16 protein-coding genes are annotated in these 21243 nt (G+C 34.7%); 11 read left to right on the forward strand and 5 right to left on the reverse strand.

The features are described 5' to 3' along the window. Positions 1 to 2 precede the first annotated feature (2 nt). From fabG to EK417_RS17990, 4 genes are all read right to left on the reverse strand, one after another. Entirely contained in the window at positions 3 to 746 is a 744-nt protein-coding gene (gene fabG, locus EK417_RS17980) for a 3-oxoacyl-[acyl-carrier-protein] reductase (RefSeq protein WP_076595169.1), read from the reverse strand. A gap of 276 nt (positions 747 to 1022) precedes the next feature. Next, positions 1023 to 1154 carry a hypothetical protein gene (locus tag EK417_RS21610; protein WP_262509788.1) on the reverse strand — a complete coding sequence of 44 codons (132 nt, stop codon included), beginning with the start codon at positions 1152 to 1154 and terminating at the stop codon, positions 1023 to 1025. A gap of 389 nt (positions 1155 to 1543) precedes the next feature. Beyond that, entirely contained in the window at positions 1544 to 2218 is a 675-nt protein-coding gene (gene rsmI, locus EK417_RS17985) for a 16S rRNA (cytidine(1402)-2'-O)-methyltransferase (RefSeq protein WP_110367417.1), read from the reverse strand. A 2-nt stretch (positions 2219 to 2220) separates the two neighbouring features. Beyond that, positions 2221 to 3699 carry a DUF8457 domain-containing protein gene (locus EK417_RS17990; protein WP_110367418.1) on the reverse strand — a complete coding sequence of 493 codons (1479 nt, stop codon included), beginning with the start codon at positions 3697 to 3699 and terminating at the stop codon, positions 2221 to 2223. Between the two features lie 61 nt (positions 3700 to 3760). Between EK417_RS17990 and EK417_RS17995 the strand changes: the two genes are divergently transcribed. The 6 genes from EK417_RS17995 to EK417_RS18020 all read left to right on the forward strand — a co-directional run bounded on the left by EK417_RS17995 (position 3761) and on the right by EK417_RS18020 (position 12521). Further along, positions 3761 to 4348: a thymidine kinase gene (locus EK417_RS17995; protein WP_062672824.1), complete on the forward strand. Its 588-nt coding sequence runs from the start codon at positions 3761 to 3763 to the stop codon at positions 4346 to 4348. Between the two features lie 194 nt (positions 4349 to 4542). Beyond that, the gene (locus EK417_RS18000; RefSeq protein WP_136522942.1) at positions 4543 to 6990 is read left to right on the forward strand and encodes a bifunctional UDP-N-acetylmuramoyl-tripeptide:D-alanyl-D-alanine ligase/alanine racemase; all 2448 of its coding nucleotides are present in this window, start codon (positions 4543 to 4545) and stop codon (positions 6988 to 6990) included. 2 nt (positions 6991 to 6992) lie between these two features. Then, entirely contained in the window at positions 6993 to 9152 is a 2160-nt protein-coding gene (locus EK417_RS18005) for a patatin-like phospholipase family protein (protein ID WP_136522943.1), read from the forward strand. 4 nt (positions 9153 to 9156) lie between these two features. Next, positions 9157 to 9576: an rRNA maturation RNase YbeY gene (gene ybeY, locus EK417_RS18010; RefSeq protein WP_076595174.1), complete on the forward strand. Its 420-nt coding sequence runs from the start codon at positions 9157 to 9159 to the stop codon at positions 9574 to 9576. Positions 9577 to 9723: 147 nt separating this feature from the next. Beyond that, entirely contained in the window at positions 9724 to 11586 is a 1863-nt protein-coding gene (gene mnmG, locus EK417_RS18015) for a tRNA uridine-5-carboxymethylaminomethyl(34) synthesis enzyme MnmG (protein ID WP_136522944.1), read from the forward strand. Between the two features lie 113 nt (positions 11587 to 11699). Beyond that, complete coding sequence (locus EK417_RS18020) at positions 11700 to 12521, forward strand: class I SAM-dependent methyltransferase (RefSeq protein WP_076595176.1); 822 nt, start codon at positions 11700 to 11702, stop codon at positions 12519 to 12521. Between the two features lie 1567 nt (positions 12522 to 14088). Here the strand turns inward: EK417_RS18020 and EK417_RS18025 are convergent. Further along, positions 14089 to 15279 (reverse strand): phosphoglycerate kinase, encoded by a 1191-nt coding sequence (locus tag EK417_RS18025; protein ID WP_076595177.1) that lies wholly within the window; start codon positions 15277 to 15279, stop codon positions 14089 to 14091. A 643-nt stretch (positions 15280 to 15922) separates the two neighbouring features. Here EK417_RS18025 and rpiB point away from each other — a divergent pair. The 5 genes from rpiB (at position 15923) to EK417_RS18050 (ending at position 21222) form a co-directional block, all read left to right on the forward strand. Further along, positions 15923 to 16357 carry a ribose 5-phosphate isomerase B gene (gene rpiB / locus EK417_RS18030; RefSeq protein WP_034694035.1) on the forward strand — a complete coding sequence of 145 codons (435 nt, stop codon included), beginning with the start codon at positions 15923 to 15925 and terminating at the stop codon, positions 16355 to 16357. 339 nt (positions 16358 to 16696) lie between these two features. Further along, positions 16697 to 18850: a ribonuclease R gene (gene rnr, locus EK417_RS18035; RefSeq protein WP_136522945.1), complete on the forward strand. Its 2154-nt coding sequence runs from the start codon at positions 16697 to 16699 to the stop codon at positions 18848 to 18850. Next, positions 18850 to 19362: a hypothetical protein gene (locus EK417_RS18040; RefSeq protein ID WP_136522946.1), complete on the forward strand. Its 513-nt coding sequence runs from the start codon at positions 18850 to 18852 to the stop codon at positions 19360 to 19362. The genes rnr and EK417_RS18040 overlap by 1 nt, the downstream gene beginning before the upstream one ends. A 247-nt stretch (positions 19363 to 19609) precedes the next feature. Further along, positions 19610 to 20296 carry a LysE family translocator gene (locus tag EK417_RS18045; RefSeq protein WP_136522947.1) on the forward strand — a complete coding sequence of 229 codons (687 nt, stop codon included), beginning with the start codon at positions 19610 to 19612 and terminating at the stop codon, positions 20294 to 20296. Next, complete coding sequence (locus tag EK417_RS18050) at positions 20293 to 21222, forward strand: S66 peptidase family protein (protein WP_136522948.1); 930 nt, start codon at positions 20293 to 20295, stop codon at positions 21220 to 21222. Before EK417_RS18045 ends, EK417_RS18050 begins: the two co-directional genes overlap by 4 nt. Positions 21223 to 21243 lie beyond the last annotated feature (21 nt).

The following is a 21243-nucleotide window of genomic DNA, read 5'->3' on the forward strand; positions in this document are numbered from 1 at the left end:
TTCTAAGTTAACATTCCACCGTCAACGTTTAACGTCTGTCCGGTAATGTAAGCAGACATCTCACTGCCTAAAAATACACAAGCATTGGCGATATCTGCGGGCTGTCCTCCTCTCTTCATTGGAATTTCTTCTCTCCATCCCTGAACTGTTTTCTCGTCCAGCACAGCTGTCATTTCTGTTTCAATAAATCCAGGGGCAATCGCATTACATCTGATATTTCTTGATCCTAACTCCAGTGCCACAGATTTTGTAAATCCGATAACTCCGGCCTTTGAAGCTGCATAGTTGGCTTGCCCGGCATTACCTTTCACTCCTACTACAGAAGTCATATTGATGATAGATCCTGATCTTGCCTTCATCATCGGCTTAATTACTGCTTTTGTAAGGTTAAATACTGAATCTAAGTTTACTTTGATTACTTTATCCCAATCTTCTTTGGACATTCTCAATAAGAGATTATCTTTGGTAATCCCTGCATTGTTTACCAAAATATCAATCTGCCCGAACTCTGCCATTACATCATCCACCAATTTCTGAGCGGCATCATAATCTGATGCATCAGATTGATATCCTTTAATTTGGGTTACAGAACTTAAAGCTGCTTCTAATTCTTTTGCTTTGTCTACAGAGCCAGCGTAGGTAAATGCTACTTTTGCCCCCTGCTGGGCAAACATTTCAGCGATACCCTTACCGATTCCTCTTGTAGCTCCGGTAATTAGTGCTACTTTTCCTTCTAATATTTTCATATCTATTGACAATTATTTTCTTTTATAACTCGTTCAGCCAGTGACAGCTGTCTCTTCATGTTTTTACAATTCCTTTCTGGAATAAAACGGTTTGCAAAGATATTATAAAATGTTATTCAACCCATTGAATTTGTCAAAATACTGACTTTTTTTTGATGATTATCAGGATTTTTACTAAAGTTAACCGGAATTATTTTTAAATCTGGTGAAATAAATAAAATCTTTTTTCTTACTTTTATCTAATCTCAATACTTCTTTTTGCCAGAAATATGTATCCTAAATAATATCTTTCAAAGGTTCATTCTGAAAATTGCAAACCCCGAATTTTCCTTCTTTTTTACCATAATATTCCGGGGTGATATCGTTAAAGGTTTCTTCAGCAATCGTACTTTCTTCTGCATCTATCAAGCCGTACTTTCATGTCCTTTTATTCTGAATAATCAGATAAGGATAAGCATTGATGTTTACGATCTGTTTTGAAAATTTATGCAGGGTCTGACCATTGTTTCCAATGATTTTATTTTCATTATTTTCATTACTGATCAGGGCTTTTCCGTCTTCAAAGTTATAATCTTCTTTAAATTCCCGGGTGCTGAGCTGCTTTCCGTTAAAATCATACAGAAATCATTTTTTATCTTTTAAAACAAAAAGCCTGTTCTTCCCTGAAAAACGGATCTTTTCAGAATAAGGAATGATTTCCTTCCTTGTCTTTTTCGAAAGGATCACCTTCATATATTGGTTAGTCTGCGCTGTACAGACTATAGAACACAATATAAAACTAATGTCTTCAAGAAAAATTAAATAGAATTATTGACAATAAGAACGATCTCCCCTTTTAAAGTTTTACTCTTTGAGAACTCAATTAATTCATTGATTGTTCCTCTTTTAGTTTCTTCAAACTTTTTAGAAATCTCACGGCTTAAGCTTACTTTGGTTTCTTCTCCGAAGAATTCTTTAATCTGCTCCAAAGTGGTATTAATTTTATGAGGACTCTCGTAAAGAACGATGGTCTTTTTTTCTTCAGCAAGCTGCTTCAGCTTTGTTTGTCTTCCTTTTTTCTGTGGCAGAAATCCTGCAAATAAGAATTCATTATTGGGAAGTCCTGAAACCACCAGTGCCGGGATAAGCGCTGTTGCTCCCGGAAGGCAGATCATGTCAATATTATTGCCCGCTCCTGCTTTTGCCAGTAAATATCCGGGATCCGAAATACCAGGCGTTCCTGCATCAGTAATAATAGCGATATTCTGGCCGTTTTTAAGGTCTGTAATCACTTTCTCTGTTGCCTGGTGCTCATTGTGCAAATGATAAGATTTTAAAGGCTTTGATATTTCAAAATGTTTTAAAAGTACACCGGAAGTTCTGGTGTCTTCGCATAGAATATAATCAACTTCTTTCAGTACGTTTACCGCTCTGAAGGTCATATCTTCAAGGTTCCCGACGGGTGTGGGAACAAAATATAGGATTCCGCTCAAAATTATAAGAATTTATTTTCTACCAATATCCAAAGTCTCTGAGCGTATTCATCCACTTTATTCCATTTTCTTTCATAATACAGATCACTAAGATATTCTTTAGCTTCTTCCAGTGTTCTGAATTTGTTCAGCTGATATACGGTATCATTCAGATCTGTCTGGCTTCCTTCAAAAAGCATTTTTGTGAAGGCAAGTCTGTCATTAAGATCCAGCTTAAATTCTGGTTTCAGCTTATCTGCTTCCATGAATTGGGTTGGAATATTGGATTTCAGAATGCTTCCTGCGTCTTCTTTTACAACCGGAGAAGTTTTCTCTTCTTTGGAAAGCTCCAGGTGGTCGTCATCAAAAAGTGACTGAACAGCCTTCATTCCTTTGATACTGGCAAGTTTTATTTTTTTCTCCCGATGGTATTCTTCTAAATTTTCGAAGCTCTCATCAGAAGGATGTTTATCTGTTTCTTCACGAACAGGTTTATCGATTTCAACAATTTTTCTTCGGTCATAGACTTCAGCCAGAATGCTTTCTTCTTTTGTTTCTTCTGAATAATCATTTTTAATATCGCTCAGAATATTCTCCACATTGGAAGTTTCTGTAGCCATTTCTCCCTGTTCTATTGAAACATTTGAAGCGACAAACTGTTCTTCATTTTCTTCAATCAATATTTCATCATCAAGTGTTTCTGTATCAAAAATACTTGGAATGGTTTCTGTTACAGAAGATTTTGCATCGTCTGCTAAAGCAAAATCATTTTCTTTTTCAGATTCCGATTCAGTAGCTTTTTCTTCCTGTTCTTGTATTTCATTAAGCTGATTATTGAAAATACTTTCTTCCTCCGTCACTTCATGATGAAACAAGTCTTCATTGAGATCTTCATCCGAATCCGGTCTGGAATTAGCCAGAATTTTATCTTCATCTACAAAGCTCAACACAGCTCTCTGTTCCTCTGAAATTTCATTTTCATCAATTTCGTTCAGTTCATTATTGAAAGCAGCTTCTTCTTCCAGCGTTTCATTACCAAAAGACTTTTCCTGACTTTCAGAGGCGTTTCCAATCTTATTTTCTTCTACAAAACTTACGATATTTTCGTGGAATTCGTTTTCTACAATTTCATTCAGCTGATTATTGAAAACAGCTTCCTCTTCTTCAGATCCGTCTGAATAAACTTCATTTTCATCAATTTCATTCAGTTCATTATTGAAAATAGCTTCCTCTTCGGTCACTTCATTTCCGTTATCATGATGTTCTGCTTCTCCTGAAACAAAAGAGATATACTGATGATCCGGATTCTGTGCCGGATGGTCTGCTGCGAAGTATTCAATATTTTTTTCCAGCAGTTTCAAAAAAGAAATCCTGTTAGCAAGCTCATCTACAAGATCTTGCTTGGAAAGTAATTCGTCTATATTGCTTATTTTGTCCAGATTATCAATGATATTCATGGATTCAAAAAAAATCTTTTCCTTTAAATCTTGGATATTCTGCATAATAAGATTCTTATTAAAATTGCTTACTTTTGATGTTAAAAATATACGGCTAATTTAACAAATGTTTTTAGAAAATACAATTAATCATTCCAAACAAAGTGGTTGGATGGAAGTGATTTGTGGCTCTATGTTTTCCGGCAAAACCGAGGAACTGATCCGCAGATTGCGAAGAGCGGAAATGGCAGGGCAGAATGTGGAAATTTTTAAACCAAAGATGGATGTACGGTACTCTGAAGAGGATGTAGTGTCCCATAATCAGAATAAAATCCGCAGTACAGCAGTAGAAAACCCTAATGAAATTCTTCTGCTGGCTTCCAATTGTGATGTAGTAGCCATTGATGAAGCTCAGTTTTTTGATGAAAGTATTGTGGATGTGGCCAACCAGCTTGCCAATAGCGGGATCAGAGTGGTGATTGCAGGATTGGATATGGACTTTTTGGGACGGCCGTTCGGACCAATGCCTAATTTGATGGCGACTGCCGAATATGTTACAAAAGTGCATGCTATTTGTAAGAGAACAGGTAATCTGGCCAACTATTCCATGAGAACTTCCCAGGGAGATAATCTGGTAGAATTAGGAGAAACAGAAAGTTATGAAGCAGTAAGCCGCCGTGTTTTTATTGACGAAGTACTTTCAAAAAGAAAATAATAAATGGATAAAGGCAAAACAGAGAAATAAGCTGTTTGCATCAAAACATAATATTCACTTAATATAAAATGAAAAGCGGAAAAGCTTTATCGTAAAATATTAAAAAGGAAAAAACAGATGATCTCATAAATCTTTAACCTTTTACTATTTTACCTTTTTGCTCTTTCGCTGAAAATAAAGCAGAAAGGGTATCAATGAATTATACAGTACAACACATTGCAGAGATTACCAATGCACAGGTCATTGGAGACGGAAATCTATTGATCAAAAATATAGCATATGACAGCAGAATTATTTATTCTACGAGGAACACTGCTTTTATTGCGATCAATACACATAAAAATTCCGGTGAAAAATTTATCGAATCTGCAATGGACAGGGGTATCAATGTCATTATTTCTGAACATCATTATCCTGAGTTTGAAAACATAACCTGGATTATTGTTGAAAATTCCGTAGAGTTTCTTCACAAATTAGCCAAATATCATTTCGAACATTCTCATTTACAATCTATCGGAATTACGGGAAGTAACGGTAAAACTATTTTAAAAGAATGGCTCTACCAATGTCTGTGGAATGAATTTCCTACCGTTAAAAGCCCTAAAAGTTTTAATTCCCAGATTGGTCTTCCTTTGTCTCTTCTTCAGATCAATAGTTCTCATCAGCTGGGAATTTTTGAAGTGGGAATTTCAAAACCTGATGAAATGGAAAAGCTTGAAAATATTTTCCATCCTCAGATCGGATTACTAACTCATATTGGAACCGCTCACGCTGCCAACTTTTCTTCCGAGGAAGAATTGATTGATGAAAAAATTATTCTTTTTAAAAATTCCGAAGTCATCATTTATAATGGTGACAATTCTCTGGTTGATCAAAAAATAAAAAAATCCTATTCTGACAAAAAATTAATTGCTTACGGTTTTAAAAAAGAGAATCAGGTTTTCATCAAAAATAATATTTCTAAGGATGATAACATCATTGTTGAATATTTGGGTGAAGAAATCAGTTTTCCGGTTCATCAGAGAGACGAAGCTACATTAACCAATGCTATGGCGCTTATCTCTGTGCTTAAGGAACTGAATATCGGAAATAAAAAGATCGTTGAAAAAATCAACCTTTTAAAAGCCGTTGAAATGAGGCTTGAAGCGATTGAAGGAATTAAGGGCAATATTGTCATCAACGATTCTTTTAATCTTGACCTCGATTCTTTGAAGACTGCTCTTCAGTTTTTGAATGAATACAACAAACCTAAAAAATCATTGGTCCTTACAGACATTGTAGGAGTGAACTCCAATGCCAAAGAATTGTACGAAGAAGTTTCTGAACTGGTGAATGAACAGCATTTTGATTCTGTATTCTTAATCGGTGATGAAATATCAAAATTTAGTGAATTATTTAAAGCTAAAACCTATACTTTTATTGATACCAAAGAGCTGATTGAAAGTAAGTACCTTACTGAAATAGAAAATCAGATTATCTTACTGAAAGGAGCTAGAAAATTTGAGATTGAAAAACTGAAAGATATTCTTGAACTCAGAAAGCATGATACGGTATTGGAAGTAAACCTTAATGCAATTCTTCACAATATCAACTATCATAAATCATTGCTGAAGCCCGGAACTAAAATGATGGCCATGGTAAAAGCCAATGCCTATGGCTTGGGAAGTTTTGAAGTATCAGAATTTCTTCAGCATCACCATATAGATTATCTTGGGGTAGCTTATGCTGATGAAGGAGTTGAACTTAGAAAGAAAGGGATCACCACTCCTATTATTGTGATGAATCCTGAACAGCACAGCTACCAGACGATTATTGAATATAACCTTGAGCCTGAAATTTACAGTTTCAGAGTATTGGAATTATTCTATGAAGCAGTTCAGAAATCCGGTTATGATAAAAAATATCCTATTCATATTAAACTGGAAACAGGAATGCACCGTCTTGGTTTCAAAGATTTTGAACTGGATCAGTTAAGCGAAACTTTAAGACGAAAAAATGTAAAGGTTCAAAGTATGTTCAGTCATTTATCATCTTCTGATATGCCTGAAGAAAAAGAATTCACGCTGAAACAGCTGGAGGTTTTCGAGAAAAATTCAAGCTGCCTCATTGAAAAATTAGGCTACACTCCTATCCGACACATTCTTAATTCAGCAGGAATCACGAGCTATAAAGATCATCAGCATGATATGGTAAGAATTGGCATCGGTATGCTGGGAGAATCTGCAGATCCTGAAATTCAGAAACAATTACGATCTGTGGTAAGCTTTAAAACTGTAATTTCACAGATATCAACCGTTGAAAACGGAGAATCTGTAGGCTACAGCAGAAGGTATAAAGCAGATCATCCTACAAGAATTGCAACGATTCCTGTGGGATATGCAGACGGAATTCCAAGACTGATCGGAAACCAGGTAGGAAATGTAGGGATAAATAAAACACTGGCACCTATCGTAGGAAATATCTGTATGGATATGATGATGATCAATGTAGACTATATTCCGAATGTAAAGGAAGGCGACACGGTAACTGTTTTCAACGCCAAACCAAGTTTAAAAGAATTCGCAGGCTACTGCAAAACGATAACCTATGAAGTATTAACCTCCATTTCACCACGGGTGAAACGGATTTATATAAAAGATTAACTATGAGAAAACTCCTGATTCTGCTTTTCATATTCCAACTGTTATTGATCCATTCTCAAGTAAAAAAAAATCTGGTAATTCCGGAGAATCCCAAAATAGGACTATCGCTTGCCGGTGGTGGTGCCAAGGGTTTTTCACATGTCGGAGTTCTTAAAGTACTGGATTCGTTAGGAGTGAAAGTAGACTATATTTCCGGAACAAGCATGGGAGCTATCGTAGGCGGATTGTATGCCGCCGGATACTCCGGAAAAGAAATAGAAAAAATAGTCATGGATACGGATTTCTATTCTCTTATTATGGATCCAAAGTCCCGGCAGGAAGCCAGCTTTTTTAACAAATCCGTAGACAAATATCTTTTATCCATTCCGCTTAAAAACGGAAAAATCACACTTCCCTCTTCTATCAGCACCGGCCAAAGAAACGTTTATCTTCTGAAAGAACTTTTCAAAAACGTTTCCAATATTGAAGACTTTTCTAAGATGCCCATTCCATTCTTATGTGTTGCTACCAATCTTGAAAGCGGAAATATGCAGATCTTTGAGAAAGGAGATCTCGTGCAGTCTATTATGGCAAGTTCGGCATTTCCTTCTTTAATGGATCCTGTAAAAATTGGCGACAGCATTTATATTGACGGAGCAATGACGGTAAACTATCCGTCAAAGCCTTTAAAGGACAAAGGAATTGATATTGTCATTGGTGTGGACCTTAACCAGGATCTCTCGAAAAGAGAAGATTTGAACAATATTATAGCCATTCTTAACCAGGTTATTGATTTCGGAATCAAAAGAGATACCCGCAGACAATACAAATACACAGACATCAATATCAAACCCAATCTTAAAGGCATGTCTGCCACAAGCTATGATGACAAAAAGAAAATTTTAGATAGCGGATATGTGGAAGGTTTAAAATATTCCAAGATATTGGATCAGCTGCCGAAGAGACCATTTGACCGTCTCAGACAGCAGGTAAATCCAATATATTCCAACGTTTATAAAATAGACAGTATTTCCATCGAAGGAAGTAAAATTTATGGAAAGAACTATACGCTGGGAAAAATGGGATTGCGTCTCCCTTCTCTGCAGACGTATGGAAATATTAATAAAATGATCGATAAACTGGTTGCTACCAACAACTACAAATTTATCAATTATGACATCGTTCAGGAGAATAATACTAACTATCTGAAGCTTTACGTGACTGAAGATGATACCCGTCATTTTTTAAAATTTGGCCTCCATTATGACGAGGTTTTTAAAACAGGACTTCTTTTGAATTATTCTGCAAAAAGACTTTTATTCAAAAATTCAAACCTTTCTCTGGATGTTGTTGTTGGGGATCGTCTCAGATATTACCTGAATTATTTTGTAGACAACGGATACATTCCGGGAGTTGGCCTTTATTCCTCCGGAATGAGCTTCGATATAAAGAATATAGATAATTATGTAGTAGACCGCTGGGAATGGATCAGAAACGAAGCTTATATACAGTCTATTTGGAAAGATAAATTTGCCATTGGCGGCGGTATAAGCCATGATTATTTCAAAGCAGAAAACAGCAATGGAGATAACAGGCGTTACAGCCGTTTTCTGAACCCTTATGCCTTTATTAAAACCGATACTCAGGATGATAAGGAATTTCCTACAAAAGGGGTTTATTTTGCTGCAGAAGGAAAGGTTATAGATCTTTTAAAGTCTGAAGTTGATAAAAGAATCATTCAGATCAAAGCAGACCTTAAACTCAATATTCCACTTAACAAACAATTCAGTTATCGTCTCAATCTGTTTGGAGGAATTACTATCGGTGAAAACCTTCCTGCCTACTATCAATATAGATTGGGAGGAATTTTTGAGCAGAATCTCATCAATTTTAAAAGTTTTGGAGGATTCTATTTCGCCCAGCTTTATACAAACAATGTCATACTGGCATCTAATGATATCCAGTTTAAGTTTAATAAAAACTATTTTATCAGTGGAAACTTTACCTTTGCAAATTTATCAAACGATATCAAGTTTGAAGAAGCAGTGAAAGTAAATTATAGCTCACTGGGAATAACGGCAGGTTACAAATCTCCTTTCGGACAGATCAAAGTAAACTTCAGCCACTCACTTAAAAATAACCAAAAAGGTATATTCAGTGTTATTTTAGGACACTGGTTTTAAAAAAATGATACAGTTCTTTTATGAAAACTTACCAGAGTCGGTAAGTGCAGATTACAAAAAATGGCTGGAAGATCTCATTCTTTCAGAAGGAAAAAAATCAGGAGAAATCAATTACATTTTCTGTGATGATGAATATCTTCTTAAGATCAATCAGGATTATTTGCAGCATGATTATTATACAGATATCATCACTTTTGATTATGTAAAAGGCAAGACAATAAGCGGTGAGATTTTCGTATCTTTGCAGCGCATTTCTGATAACGCCTCTACCCTTTCCCGAGATTATGAAGAAGAATTAAGAAGGGTTTTAGCGCATGGTATTTTACACCTTGCAGGCTATAAAGACAAGACGGAAGAGGAAGAAAAAGAGATGCGGAGAATGGAAGATCTGTATCTGGATAAATACAGGGATTCAAAGTTTTAAAATTGAAGAATCACTTAAGGTCCGGCATCTAAAGCACTCTATTCTAGCAACAATATAGGTTTACCTAGAGTGCATTCTCCAAAAATGTTTCACGTGAAACATTGGTTATAAAGATAAGGTTTAAAGCTTAAAACAAGCGAGATAAAAATGATTTCAGAAATATATGATGTAATAGTGGTAGGTGCAGGACATGCAGGTTGCGAAGCCGCTGCGGCAGCAGCTAACCTCGGTTCAAAAACCCTACTTGTTACAATGAATATGCAGACCATCGGGCAGATGAGCTGCAACCCGGCGATGGGCGGAATCGCAAAAGGACAGATCGTAAGAGAGATTGATGCAATGGGAGGATATTCCGGAATTGTAGCAGACAAATCTGCTATCCAATTCAAAATGCTGAATCTTTCAAAAGGTCCTGCGATGTGGTCTCCGAGAACCCAAAATGACAGAATGCTTTTTGCCGAAGAATGGCGCTTAGCATTAGAAAATACTCCCAATCTTGATTTCTTTCAGGATATGGTGAAACAACTGATTGTTGAAAATAATAAAGTAGCCGGAGTGGTTACTTCTTTAGGAATTGAGATTAAAGCAAAATCTGTAGTTCTTACCAACGGAACTTTCCTTAACGGATTAATTCACGTTGGAGATAAACAATTAGGCGGAGGAAGAATGGGTGAACCAAGAGCTTTTGGAATTACAGAACAACTGGTCACTTTAGGTTTCGAAGCAGGAAGAATGAAAACCGGTACTCCACCGAGAGTAGACGGAAGAAGTTTGGATTATTCAAAAATGGAAGAACAGAAAGGAGATGAAAATCCTCAAAAGTTCAGTTATCTTGATACTCCGAAATTGACAAAACAGCTCAGCTGTCATATTGTATATACCAACGAAACCGTACATGATATTTTAAGAGAAGGTTTTGACAGAAGTCCAATGTTCAATGGTACCATTCAAAGTTTAGGCCCAAGATACTGTCCAAGTATTGAAGATAAAATTAATCGTTTTGCAGAAAGAAACAGACACCAGCTTTTTGTAGAACCGGAAGGATGGAAAACGGTGGAGATCTATGTAAACGGATTCAGCTCTTCTCTTCCTGAGGATGTACAAATCAAAGCAATGAAACATATTCCAGGATTCGAAAATGTAAAAGTTTTCCGTCCAGGTTATGCTATTGAATACGACTACTTCCCTCCTACCCAATTAAAACATACGCTCGAAACCAAATTAATTGATAATTTATATTTCGCCGGACAGATCAATGGAACAACCGGATATGAAGAAGCAGCAGGTCAAGGATTAATTGCCGGAATCAATGCACACAATAAAGTTCATGAAAAAGGAGATTTTATCTTAAACAGAGATGAAGCTTATATTGGAGTATTGATTGACGACCTGATCACAAAGGGAACGGAAGAACCTTACAGAATGTTTACTTCACGTGCAGAATACAGACTTCTTTTAAGACAGGATAATGCTGATATCAGATTAACAGAGAAAGCATACCATTTAGGATTAGCAAAAGAAGACAGATTAAGACGAGTTGAAACCAAAATATCTGAAAGTCAGTCACTTGAAGAGTTTCTTCGAGAAACTTCTTTAAAACCAGGTATTATCAACCCGGTTTTAGAATCTATTGAAAGTAGTCCTGTAGATCAGGCCTACAGAGCAGCTCAAATCCTTACAAGACCTAATATGACATTAGAAAAGCTGGACGAAATTGATTTTATTAAAGAAATTTCTACTCAATATAATGAAGAAGTAAGAGAGCAGGCAGAGATCAATATTAAATATAAAGGATATATTGAGAAAGAAAAGGAAAATGTAGCTAAACTGAATCGCCTTGAAAATATTAAAATCCCGGAAGACTTCGATTATACAAAACTAAGCAGTCTTTCTGCAGAAGCAAAACAGAAGATGACAAATGTTCGCCCGAAGACAATTGCCCAGGCAGGAAGAATAAGCGGTGTTTCTCCGGCTGATATCAATGTATTACTAGTTTATTTAGGACGTTAATAAAAAATGTTTCACGTGAAACATTAAAGACAAAAACAAAAATTAAGGTATTTAAAAGCGTAAAAAACTTCTGGATATCTTAATTTTTTATCATATTAAAGATATTTACTTCAATGAAAATAAAAGATCATTTTCTTTCACAGGAAATATTTGAAATTAAAGAGACAGAAACAAAAGGTGTATTTAAAACCACTCCTATCCCATCCAATATTTCCAGATATTATGAAAGCGAAGATTATATTTCTCATCACCAGGATTCCGGAAGTATGAAAGAAAAGCTTTATAAATTTCTTCAGTCTTTCAATCTGCAGTACAAAAAGAATATACTCGTAGACAGAATAAAAAAAGGATCAAAAGTTCTTGACTACGGATGCGGTGCCGGAGAGTTTGTAAAGTATATAGAAAATGATTTTGAAACCTACGGATTTGAACCGGATTCTGATGCAAGAAAAGCAGCAAAAGGAAAAATTACAAAGGCTTCCATCTTAGATAATATAAATAAAATTGAAGAAAAGACCTTAGATGCTATTACGCTCTGGCATGTATTTGAGCACATCGAGAATCAAGATGAAATGCTTGCTATTTTCCATGGAAAATTAAAAGAAAAAGGAATTCTTGTTATTGCTGTTCCTAACCCTACTTCTTATGATGCGAAACATTATAAAGAGTATTGGGCAGCTTATGATGTCCCAAGACATATCTATCATTTTTCAAAAAAAGGTATGGAAAACTTAATTTCTAAAAATCCTGACTGGAAAATGAGAAAGATCAAACCTTTGGTTCTTGATTCTTATTATATCTCCATGTTGAGCGAAAAATATAAAAAATCACCGCTATTTTGGATAAAAGCCATGGTTTACGGAACAATTTCTAACGCAAAAGCCTTATTTTCGAACGAATTTTCAAGTTTGATATACATTATCGAAAAAAGATAGAAAATCGATTTTTGACCCATTTATGAAGGTCAATTTTCGGCATCTTTAGCTTAAAAATCAAAAACTCACGATTTTTTCTCCTGAGTTTTCTTTTTTCCGGAATACATTTATATTTTAAATCCTACATCTATTTTGTAAAGACTTAAAAATAAAATAGAAATTTACCTTCCTTACCTATCAATAAAAAATATCTCCCCTACTCCATTTTAATAATAAAGAAAAATATAGATCATCTCATCAGTAATTTATGTACTTAAAGCTTTTATTTAAGTTTCTAACTTAGTATTCAATAAAACCATAAAAACAAGCGAAAAAAAGAAGAAATTTAGCTTTAACAAGATAAATTATCACAAAAACAGCTTCAATTTAACTTCAAAATAAAATAAGATACAAATACTCTAAAAAAGATAGAAAATCGATTTTTAAACTATTTATGAAGGTCATTTTTCGACGTTTTATTGAAAATAAAAAATTAAACCTGAACAGGTAAATATATTTCTACCCACAAGCAAAATTGAAAATCGAATTTCCTCTTAAAATAATTCTTCCACTATATAAAAACAAAAAAGAACTCCCCTACTCCACTTTATAATTTTTATTAAAATAATTTTTCTCTATTAAAAAAAAAATTGATGAAAATTGATTGGTTACTATTTTTTGAGAAAATCGGAATAATAAAAATTAATAATCCTAGAGAATTCAAAATTCAAAACTCAATACTCAACAAAAAATTTGAAAATAGAAGGCTATAAACTTCATAGCAAATTTTTCAGTCTAAAGAAATAAAAAATCAAAAACGAACTAAAATTTATCCTGGAAAAAGTTCTAAAAAAATCAAAAAGGCATTAACTTACTCATTTTATTGCACTTACGCAATTATTTCTAATATTATGGAAAATGATCATATGAAAATGATAAGGAATAAAACAGTTAACAAATTAGTTTAATCATTAATATACAATAAGATACAAGATAGTCACTTATATGTGAAATAAAAAAAATAAATTTAAATCTCCAGGATTCACAAAAATTTGTATCTCTACTTTTATAAAAGAAATTTAAAATTAAAACAAGCAGAAATACTATTTCCAGAAATCTTTCATTTTTAAATCAATCTATCATATTTTTTCCAAAAAAAGATGAATAAAGTCTTATTCCAATTAGAAGAAAAAATCACAAATCCTCCTTCCAACTTTCTAATAATTTTCATAAAATTATATCAATTTCTCTTTCTATATTTTTCGAAATACAAGGTATAATTTATAGAAGAAACACCTCTCTTTATATCAATAGTATTGCAAAAATCATGGTCATTTACCAAATCAAAATGAGAATAAAAACAGAAATAAAGTCTCCTATATACATAAATTTTACAAGAATATTGTGATCATAAAATTCCTGAAAAACATAAGTCACTGAAAGAGAATTCAACCTATCTATATATAACTACAAGTTATCTCTAAAATAGTATTAAAACACCGATCAATAAAGGATTTTAATTAAATCTAAGAAATAAAAAAAGCCTGCTAATTATATTAGCAGGCTTTAAAATATATTATATTTCCTATTAATTATTGATGGCAGCTACGCCTGGTAATTCAAGTCCTTCAAGACTTTCAAGCATTGCTCCCCCACCGGTAGAAACATAACTAACCTGATCAGCATATCCGAATTGCTTCACGAAAGCAACACTGTCACCGCCTCCCACTAAAGAAAAAGCTCCCAATCTTGTTGCTTCTGCGATACTCTCTCCTAATGCAACTGTTCCAGCAGCAAAATTTGACATTTCAAAAACTCCAATCGGGCCATTCCAAAGAATTGTGCGTGAATTCAGCAATACATCATTAAACTGATCTCTTGATTTAAGACCAGCATCAAGTCCCATCCATCCTTCAGGAATAGCATAAATATCAGCTTCTTTTATTTCTACATCATTACTAAAGCTTTCAGCGATGATAGCATCAGACGGAAGATATACTTTTACTTTATGTTCTTTGGCCTTTCCTAAGATCTCAAGGGCCAAAGGAAGTTTATCTTCTTCTACAAGAGAAGTACCGATTTTTCCTCCAAGAGCCTTAATAAAGGTAAATGCCATACCTCCGCCAATGATCAGATTATCTACTGCAGGAAGAATATTTTCTATAATGGTAATTTTAGTTGAAACTTTAGAACCTCCCAGAATAGCTGTAACAGGTTTTTCACCACTTTTTAAAACCTTATCGATAGCCTGAAGCTCCTTAGCCATTAGTAAACCGAAATATTTAGTTGATGGGAAATACTGAGCTATTACTGCTGTGGAAGCATGAGCTCTGTGCGCTGTACCAAACGCATCATTTACATAAGCATCTCCTAATTTAGCAAGCTTCTCAGCAAATGCAGCATCTCCTTTTTCCTCTTCATTATGAAAACGTACATTTTCCAATAGTAAGATCTCCCCTGGTTTCAAATCTGCAGCTGCCTGCTCTGCTTTTTCTCCGATACATTCGTCTACAAACTTTACTTCCTGTCCTAAAACAGAAGAAACTTCACCTACAATATGTTGAAGGGAAAATTCATCCTTAACCTCTCCTTTTGGTCTTCCAAGGTGCGTAATCAAGATGACAGAACCACCATCATTAAGAATCTTTTCCACTGTAGGTTTCACAGCAACAATTCTTGTGTTGTCTGTCACTTTCAGTTGATCATCCTGCGGAACATTGAAGTCCACTCTTACCAGAGCCTTCTTATCTTTAAAATTAAGATCATTGATTGTTTTCATAAATAGATTTATTTTTTACTTAGCCTTATGAGACTGTTCTGCAGAAATCCGTTTTAGTTTTTGTAAAAATCTCGCAGGAACAATTTCATAAACCTCATTGAATTTTTGTTTCACAAATGTAAGGTTTTAAACTTTTTCAACAGTTTGATTAAAATAAAAGTTTTCAAAAACTTTCCCCGAACCCAATCACCCATTAATCAACAATTCTTTCTCTTATAAAAAAAAGAATAATGTAGTTGTTGTTGAGTATTGTTAGTTTCGGGGATAAGTTTTAGGCTAAAAATTGATAACATTCAACTTTTATTCAACTCATATTTAACTCACATTATAAAACTCTGTAAACCTGCAATTTCACATACTTATTAACAAATGTTGATAACTTTGAAACAAAGCCATTATTAGTTATTTTATTATGGAAAAATCTGGGGATAGCTGAAGAAAACATCTGGAAAGTTGTGGGAAAAGTTTGAGGAAAGATTTTCTATTACGAAATAAATTCATCTTTAAAAATAGAAAGTTGAGAAAAGTTTTCCACAGTTATTCACATACCTTTTCACAATTAACTCAGGGTTTACTAACACGAATTGTTATTATTCTTACCTTTGTAAGGAAATAGAATCTAATAAAGCTTAATAAGAGTATTATGAAAAGAAAAATTGCTATTGCAGCGGACCATGCAGGCTATGAATATAAGGAGATTGTTAAGAACTATCTTTCAGAACGTTTTGAAGTACAGGATTTTGGAACGTTTTCCACAAACAGTGTGGATTATCCGGACTTTGTACACCCTGCTGCAACCTCTGTGGAAAACGGAGAAAATGAGCTTGGAATTCTGATCTGCGGAAGCGGAAACGGAGTTCAGATCACTGCAAACAAACACCAGAAAATTAGATGCGCTTTGTGCTGGATGCCGGAGATTGCAACACTGGCAAGACAGCATAATGATGCCAACATGATTTCAATGCCGGCAAGATTTATATCTAAAGAGCTGGCGCTTGAAATTGTAGATAAATTTCTTTCAACAGACTTCGAAGGTGGAAGACACCAGAACAGAGTTGATAAAATTGCAGTTTGCTAAATACTATAATAAGGCTTGTAAATTACTTTGCAAGCCTTATTTATTTTTTATTCGTACATTTGCAGTGTCCAATAGAAATTACACTCTATTATTCCCCAAAGCCTTTCTTATATTTGAAATATATTTAATAGAAGGTTTTTCTCTTTTCTTCTCCAGAATTGTATTAAATTTATACAAAACTAAAGCTCCCGTTGTAAGCAAACTGAAAGATAATTTCTGATGATTTACGGAAAGATCCTAATGATGAAATTGAATGACCTTGTAGAAAGGAACGGATAAGGAAAATTTAGAAAAAGGTCTTACCTGGGATAAGACTAAATTAATTAAAAGAAAATTAAAATGCCAAAAAAAAGAAAATATATAAGTCATAAAAATGATTTAAAAATGATGGAGATCGGAAGAATGATCCTCCGTTTTATGAATGCAAATTCATCCAAAATTTATAATTATAAGCAGATCGCTGATGGAATAGATTACAAAAATCCAAGACAAAGAGAACTTGTCATCCAGGCACTGCATAAACTTCAGGGATCTGAAAAGATTAAAGAAGTAGAAAAAGGAAAATATATAGTGAACCTGAAAATTGCAGGAACGCTTACCGGAATAATAGATTTCAACCAAAGCGGAAATGCATATGTAAATGTGGAAGGACTGGAAGATGATGTCTTCGTTCATTCCAAAAATGTAAAGGATGCCCTGCAGGGAGATAAGGTTCTTATTATAACTTATCATTATAAAGGAAAGAAACTGGAAGGTTCCGTTCTGGAAGTTTTGGAACGAAACAGAACAGAGTTTGTAGGAACCTTTCAGAAGGTTGCCCACAAAGATTTTGGGTTCGTAGTTTGTGATAAAAAATCAATCAACACAGATATCTTTATTCCGAAAGGAAAATTCAGCACTGCAGAAGATGGAGATAAGGTCATTGTAAAAATGACAGAATGGAGACCCGGGGATAAAAATCCGGAAGGTGAAATTATTCAGGTATTGGGTACCCCGGGAGAACACGAAACGGAAATCCACTCTATTCTCGCAGAATATGGCCTCCCTTATGAATTTCCATCGGAAGTAGAAGCTGATGCAGATAAAATTGACAGAAGCATCACAGATGAAGAGGTGGCAAAACGTTGGGATATGCGTAATATCTGTACATTTACCATTGACCCTAAGGATGCAAAAGACTTTGATGATGCTTTATCCATCAGAAAACTGGAAAACGGAAACTGGGAAATCGGAGTTCATATTGCAGACGTATCTCATTATGTAGTGCCGGGAACTATTCTTGATGATGAAGCCTATCAGAGAGCTACTTCAGTATATCTGGTTGACAGGGTTGTGCCGATGCTGCCGGAAGTTTTGAGTAATGATGTTTGCTCCCTTCGTCCACATGAAGATAAATATACTTTTTCAGCTGTTTTTGAATTGAATGACAATGCTGAAATTCAGAAACAGTGGTTTGGAAGAACCGTTATCCATTCAGACAGAAGATTTACTTATGAGGAGGCTCAGGAACGTATTGAAACCGGACAGGGAGATCTTGCGGAAGAGATCAACACACTCGATAAGCTGGCAAAAATAATGCGTAATGATCGTATCAGAAAAGGAGCGATTACTTTTGACAGAAGTGAAGTAAGATTTAATCTTGATGAAAATAATGAACCAATTGGTGTGTACTTTAAAATCAGTAAAGACTCCAATCACCTGATCGAGGAATTCATGCTTTTAACCAATAAAAAAGTATCAGAATTTGTATCGCTTTCAAGAAAAGGTGAGATCACCAACAATACTTTTATTTACAGGGTTCACGATGATCCGGATCCCGCAAAGCTGGAATCTTTGAGAGACTTTGTTGCTACTTTCGGATACAAAATGGATCTGGCCAATACCAAAAAGGTTGCCGCATCTTTGAATAAACTTCTTCATGATGTGAAAGGAAAAGGGGAAGAAAATATGATTGAAACTCTTGCGATGAGAAGTATGAGCAAAGCAGTATATTCCACAGAACCCATTGGCCACTATGGTCTTGGTTTTGAATACTACAGCCACTTTACCTCTCCTATCCGCCGTTACCCGGATTTATTGGCTCACCGTCTTCTTCAGCATTATCTGGATGGAGGAAAATCTCCAAACAGAGGTGAGCTTGAAGACAAAGCAAAACACTGCAGCGCCATGGAAAGACTGGCAGCAGATGCGGAAAGAGACTCCATCAAATTCATGCAGGTGAAATTCATGGAAAAGCATCTGGGAGAAACTTTCAGAGGTGTAATTTCCGGAGTGGCAGAATTTGGTTTCTGGGTTGAGATTCCTGAAAACGGAGCGGAAGGATTGATCAAATTGAGAGATCTTGTAGATGATTCCTATATGTATGATGCAAAAACCCATGCCGTATACGGAATAAGACATGGAAATAAATATCAGCTTGGAGATGAAGTTCAGATCAAAGTGGTAAAAGCCAATCTGATTCAGAAACAGCTTGACTTCCAGATCGTGAAGTAATGACGAGAATAGATAAATACATTGTATTTAGTATTTTAAACGCAATATTATTGGTAACAGTAATTTTTAATACTGTTATCAATTTTTATCTTTTTGTATTGGTTCTGATTGTTCTTGTTATATTATGTAATATTCTAATTAAAAGAAATATTATCAATATCAATAAGCAAGGAAGAAAATATTTTTTTGGAGTCACTTTTCCATTGATAATAAATGGATTCTTTCTTATCAATTACGTTACAGGAATAAATCCTACCAAAGAAACATATTGTTTCAGAAACATGGTTTCAGAGGTTGGAAGCGTACGCAGCCATCAGAAAGGAAAGACAACTTACGTTTATTTGAGTGGAAACGCCTACGAATATTCTTACATGACCAGAAGTTTTTGGATAGATTATAAAAGAATGCTTTTTAAAAATCAGGTTATTTATACCTTTGAAAGGGGTATTTTTGGTCTTAAAATCAGAAATGATTTCGAGTTTGTTTTCAATGAAAACTGTTTGGAAGAATAAAAAAAATTGCTGAATATACTTTACAAAAATATAAGACAAAAGAGGTTATTTCTAAATGGAATGACCTCTTTATTTTTTGTTGTAAAAACTTTTGAATACACGCTCCTCTCCTATTTCATTAAAAATTTCACATTAAACTCTCCTTAAAATCCACTTGATATATCACAACTTTATTGAATAATTAAATCATAAAGTATAACTTTGTATAAAACGGAATGAATTTTTATTCATTTTTAAACCCCACTTAATGTTAGAACTTGTACTATCTGCCATCATATTAGGATTTATGCTGAGCCTGGTTTTCATAGGACCTATTTTTTTCCTTCTCATTGAGACCAGCTTTTCCAGAGGCCCAAGGCACGCCCTGTCTTTGGATCTCGGAGTAATTACTGCAGATTTATTATGTATTGTTGCAGCCTACTATGCCAGTACAGATATTGTAAGTTTAATTGATAAACATCCCGGGTTTTACAGGATAACCTCTATTCTTATTTTTATCTACGGAATTGTAATGCTGGTGACCAAAACAAAGATGCATCTTCCCGGCGAAGAAAGGATTATCGGCCAGAATTATATTAAAACATTTTTCAATGGTTTTTTCTTTAATCTTCTCAATGTTGGAGTCATCCTTTTCTGGCTGGTAACGGTAATTTCCGTAAGGAATCAATATCCGGACACCAGCAGTTTTATTTTATACATCAGCATAGTACTGGCTACTTACCTGTCTATAGATCTTGCCAAGATATTTCTCGCCAAGCAGTTTCACGATAAATTAACACAAAAACTGGCCAACCAGATCAGAAGAGTTGTTGGCTGTATTCTTATTATCTTCAGTTTCTTTATTTTCCTGCAGAGTTTTAAAAAGTTCAACCAATTTGAAAAACAGCTGGAGGAAGCAGAAAAGAAAGAAGTAAAATATCAAAAAGCAAAATGAAAAAAATGATCTTTCCAAAGTCTCTTAAAAAAGGAGATAAAATAGCTGTTATTTCCCCTGCCGGAGCGGTAGATGTCCCTCAATTGGAAAAAGGAATAGAAATGATTAGAAGCAGAGGTTTTGAACCCGTTCCCGGGGAACATCTCTACACTAAATTTTCAAACGGATATAATTATGCCGGAACAGAAAAGGAAAGAGCAAAAGATATCAACTGGGCTTTTAATGATACGGAAATAAAAGCGGTATGGGCTTCCAGAGGAGGTTATGGATGCCAGCATCTTCTTCAGCATCTGAAGCTGAAAAAGTTTATGGAAAACCCGAAATGGTATATTGGATATTCCGATAATACAGTCATACAAAGTTATCTGTTGAAAAAAGATTTTGTTTCCATTCATGGGCAGACCATCAAGACATCCAGTTTTGGTGTGACAGATGAAAGCTATGATCTGATTTTTGATATTCTGAAAGGTAAAAAACCAAAATATACTCTAGAATCTCACCAATTGAATAAAGAAGGGAATATTGAAGGAGAATTGGTTGGAGGGAATTTAGCCCTTATTTACGCCCTTTTAGGAACCAAATATTCTTTTGACTTTAAAGACAAGATTTTGTTTATCGAAGATATTGGAGAAAACTTTTATGCACTGGACCGTATGATCATGAGTCTGGAGCTTGCCGGGGTCTTCAGTAAGATCAAAGGACTTATTGTGGGTGGAATGACCAATATGGGTGATGAAAAGGATAATCAAAGCTATGAAGATAGCTTTGATGAATTTGCTTACAAACTGATTTCTGACAGAATTTCGAAGTATAAATTCCCCGTTGCATTTGCTTTTCCTAATGGGCACATTAAGGACAACAGACCACTTTTAATCGGAGCCAATGTGAAAATGAATGTGGATAGCAATGTTAAGATTGATTTTTAAAATACCATTACTCCCCCAACT

This window comes from Chryseobacterium candidae, from assembly GCF_004916905.1.
In the GTDB taxonomy this organism is placed as follows: domain Bacteria; phylum Bacteroidota; class Bacteroidia; order Flavobacteriales; family Weeksellaceae; genus Chryseobacterium; species Chryseobacterium candidae.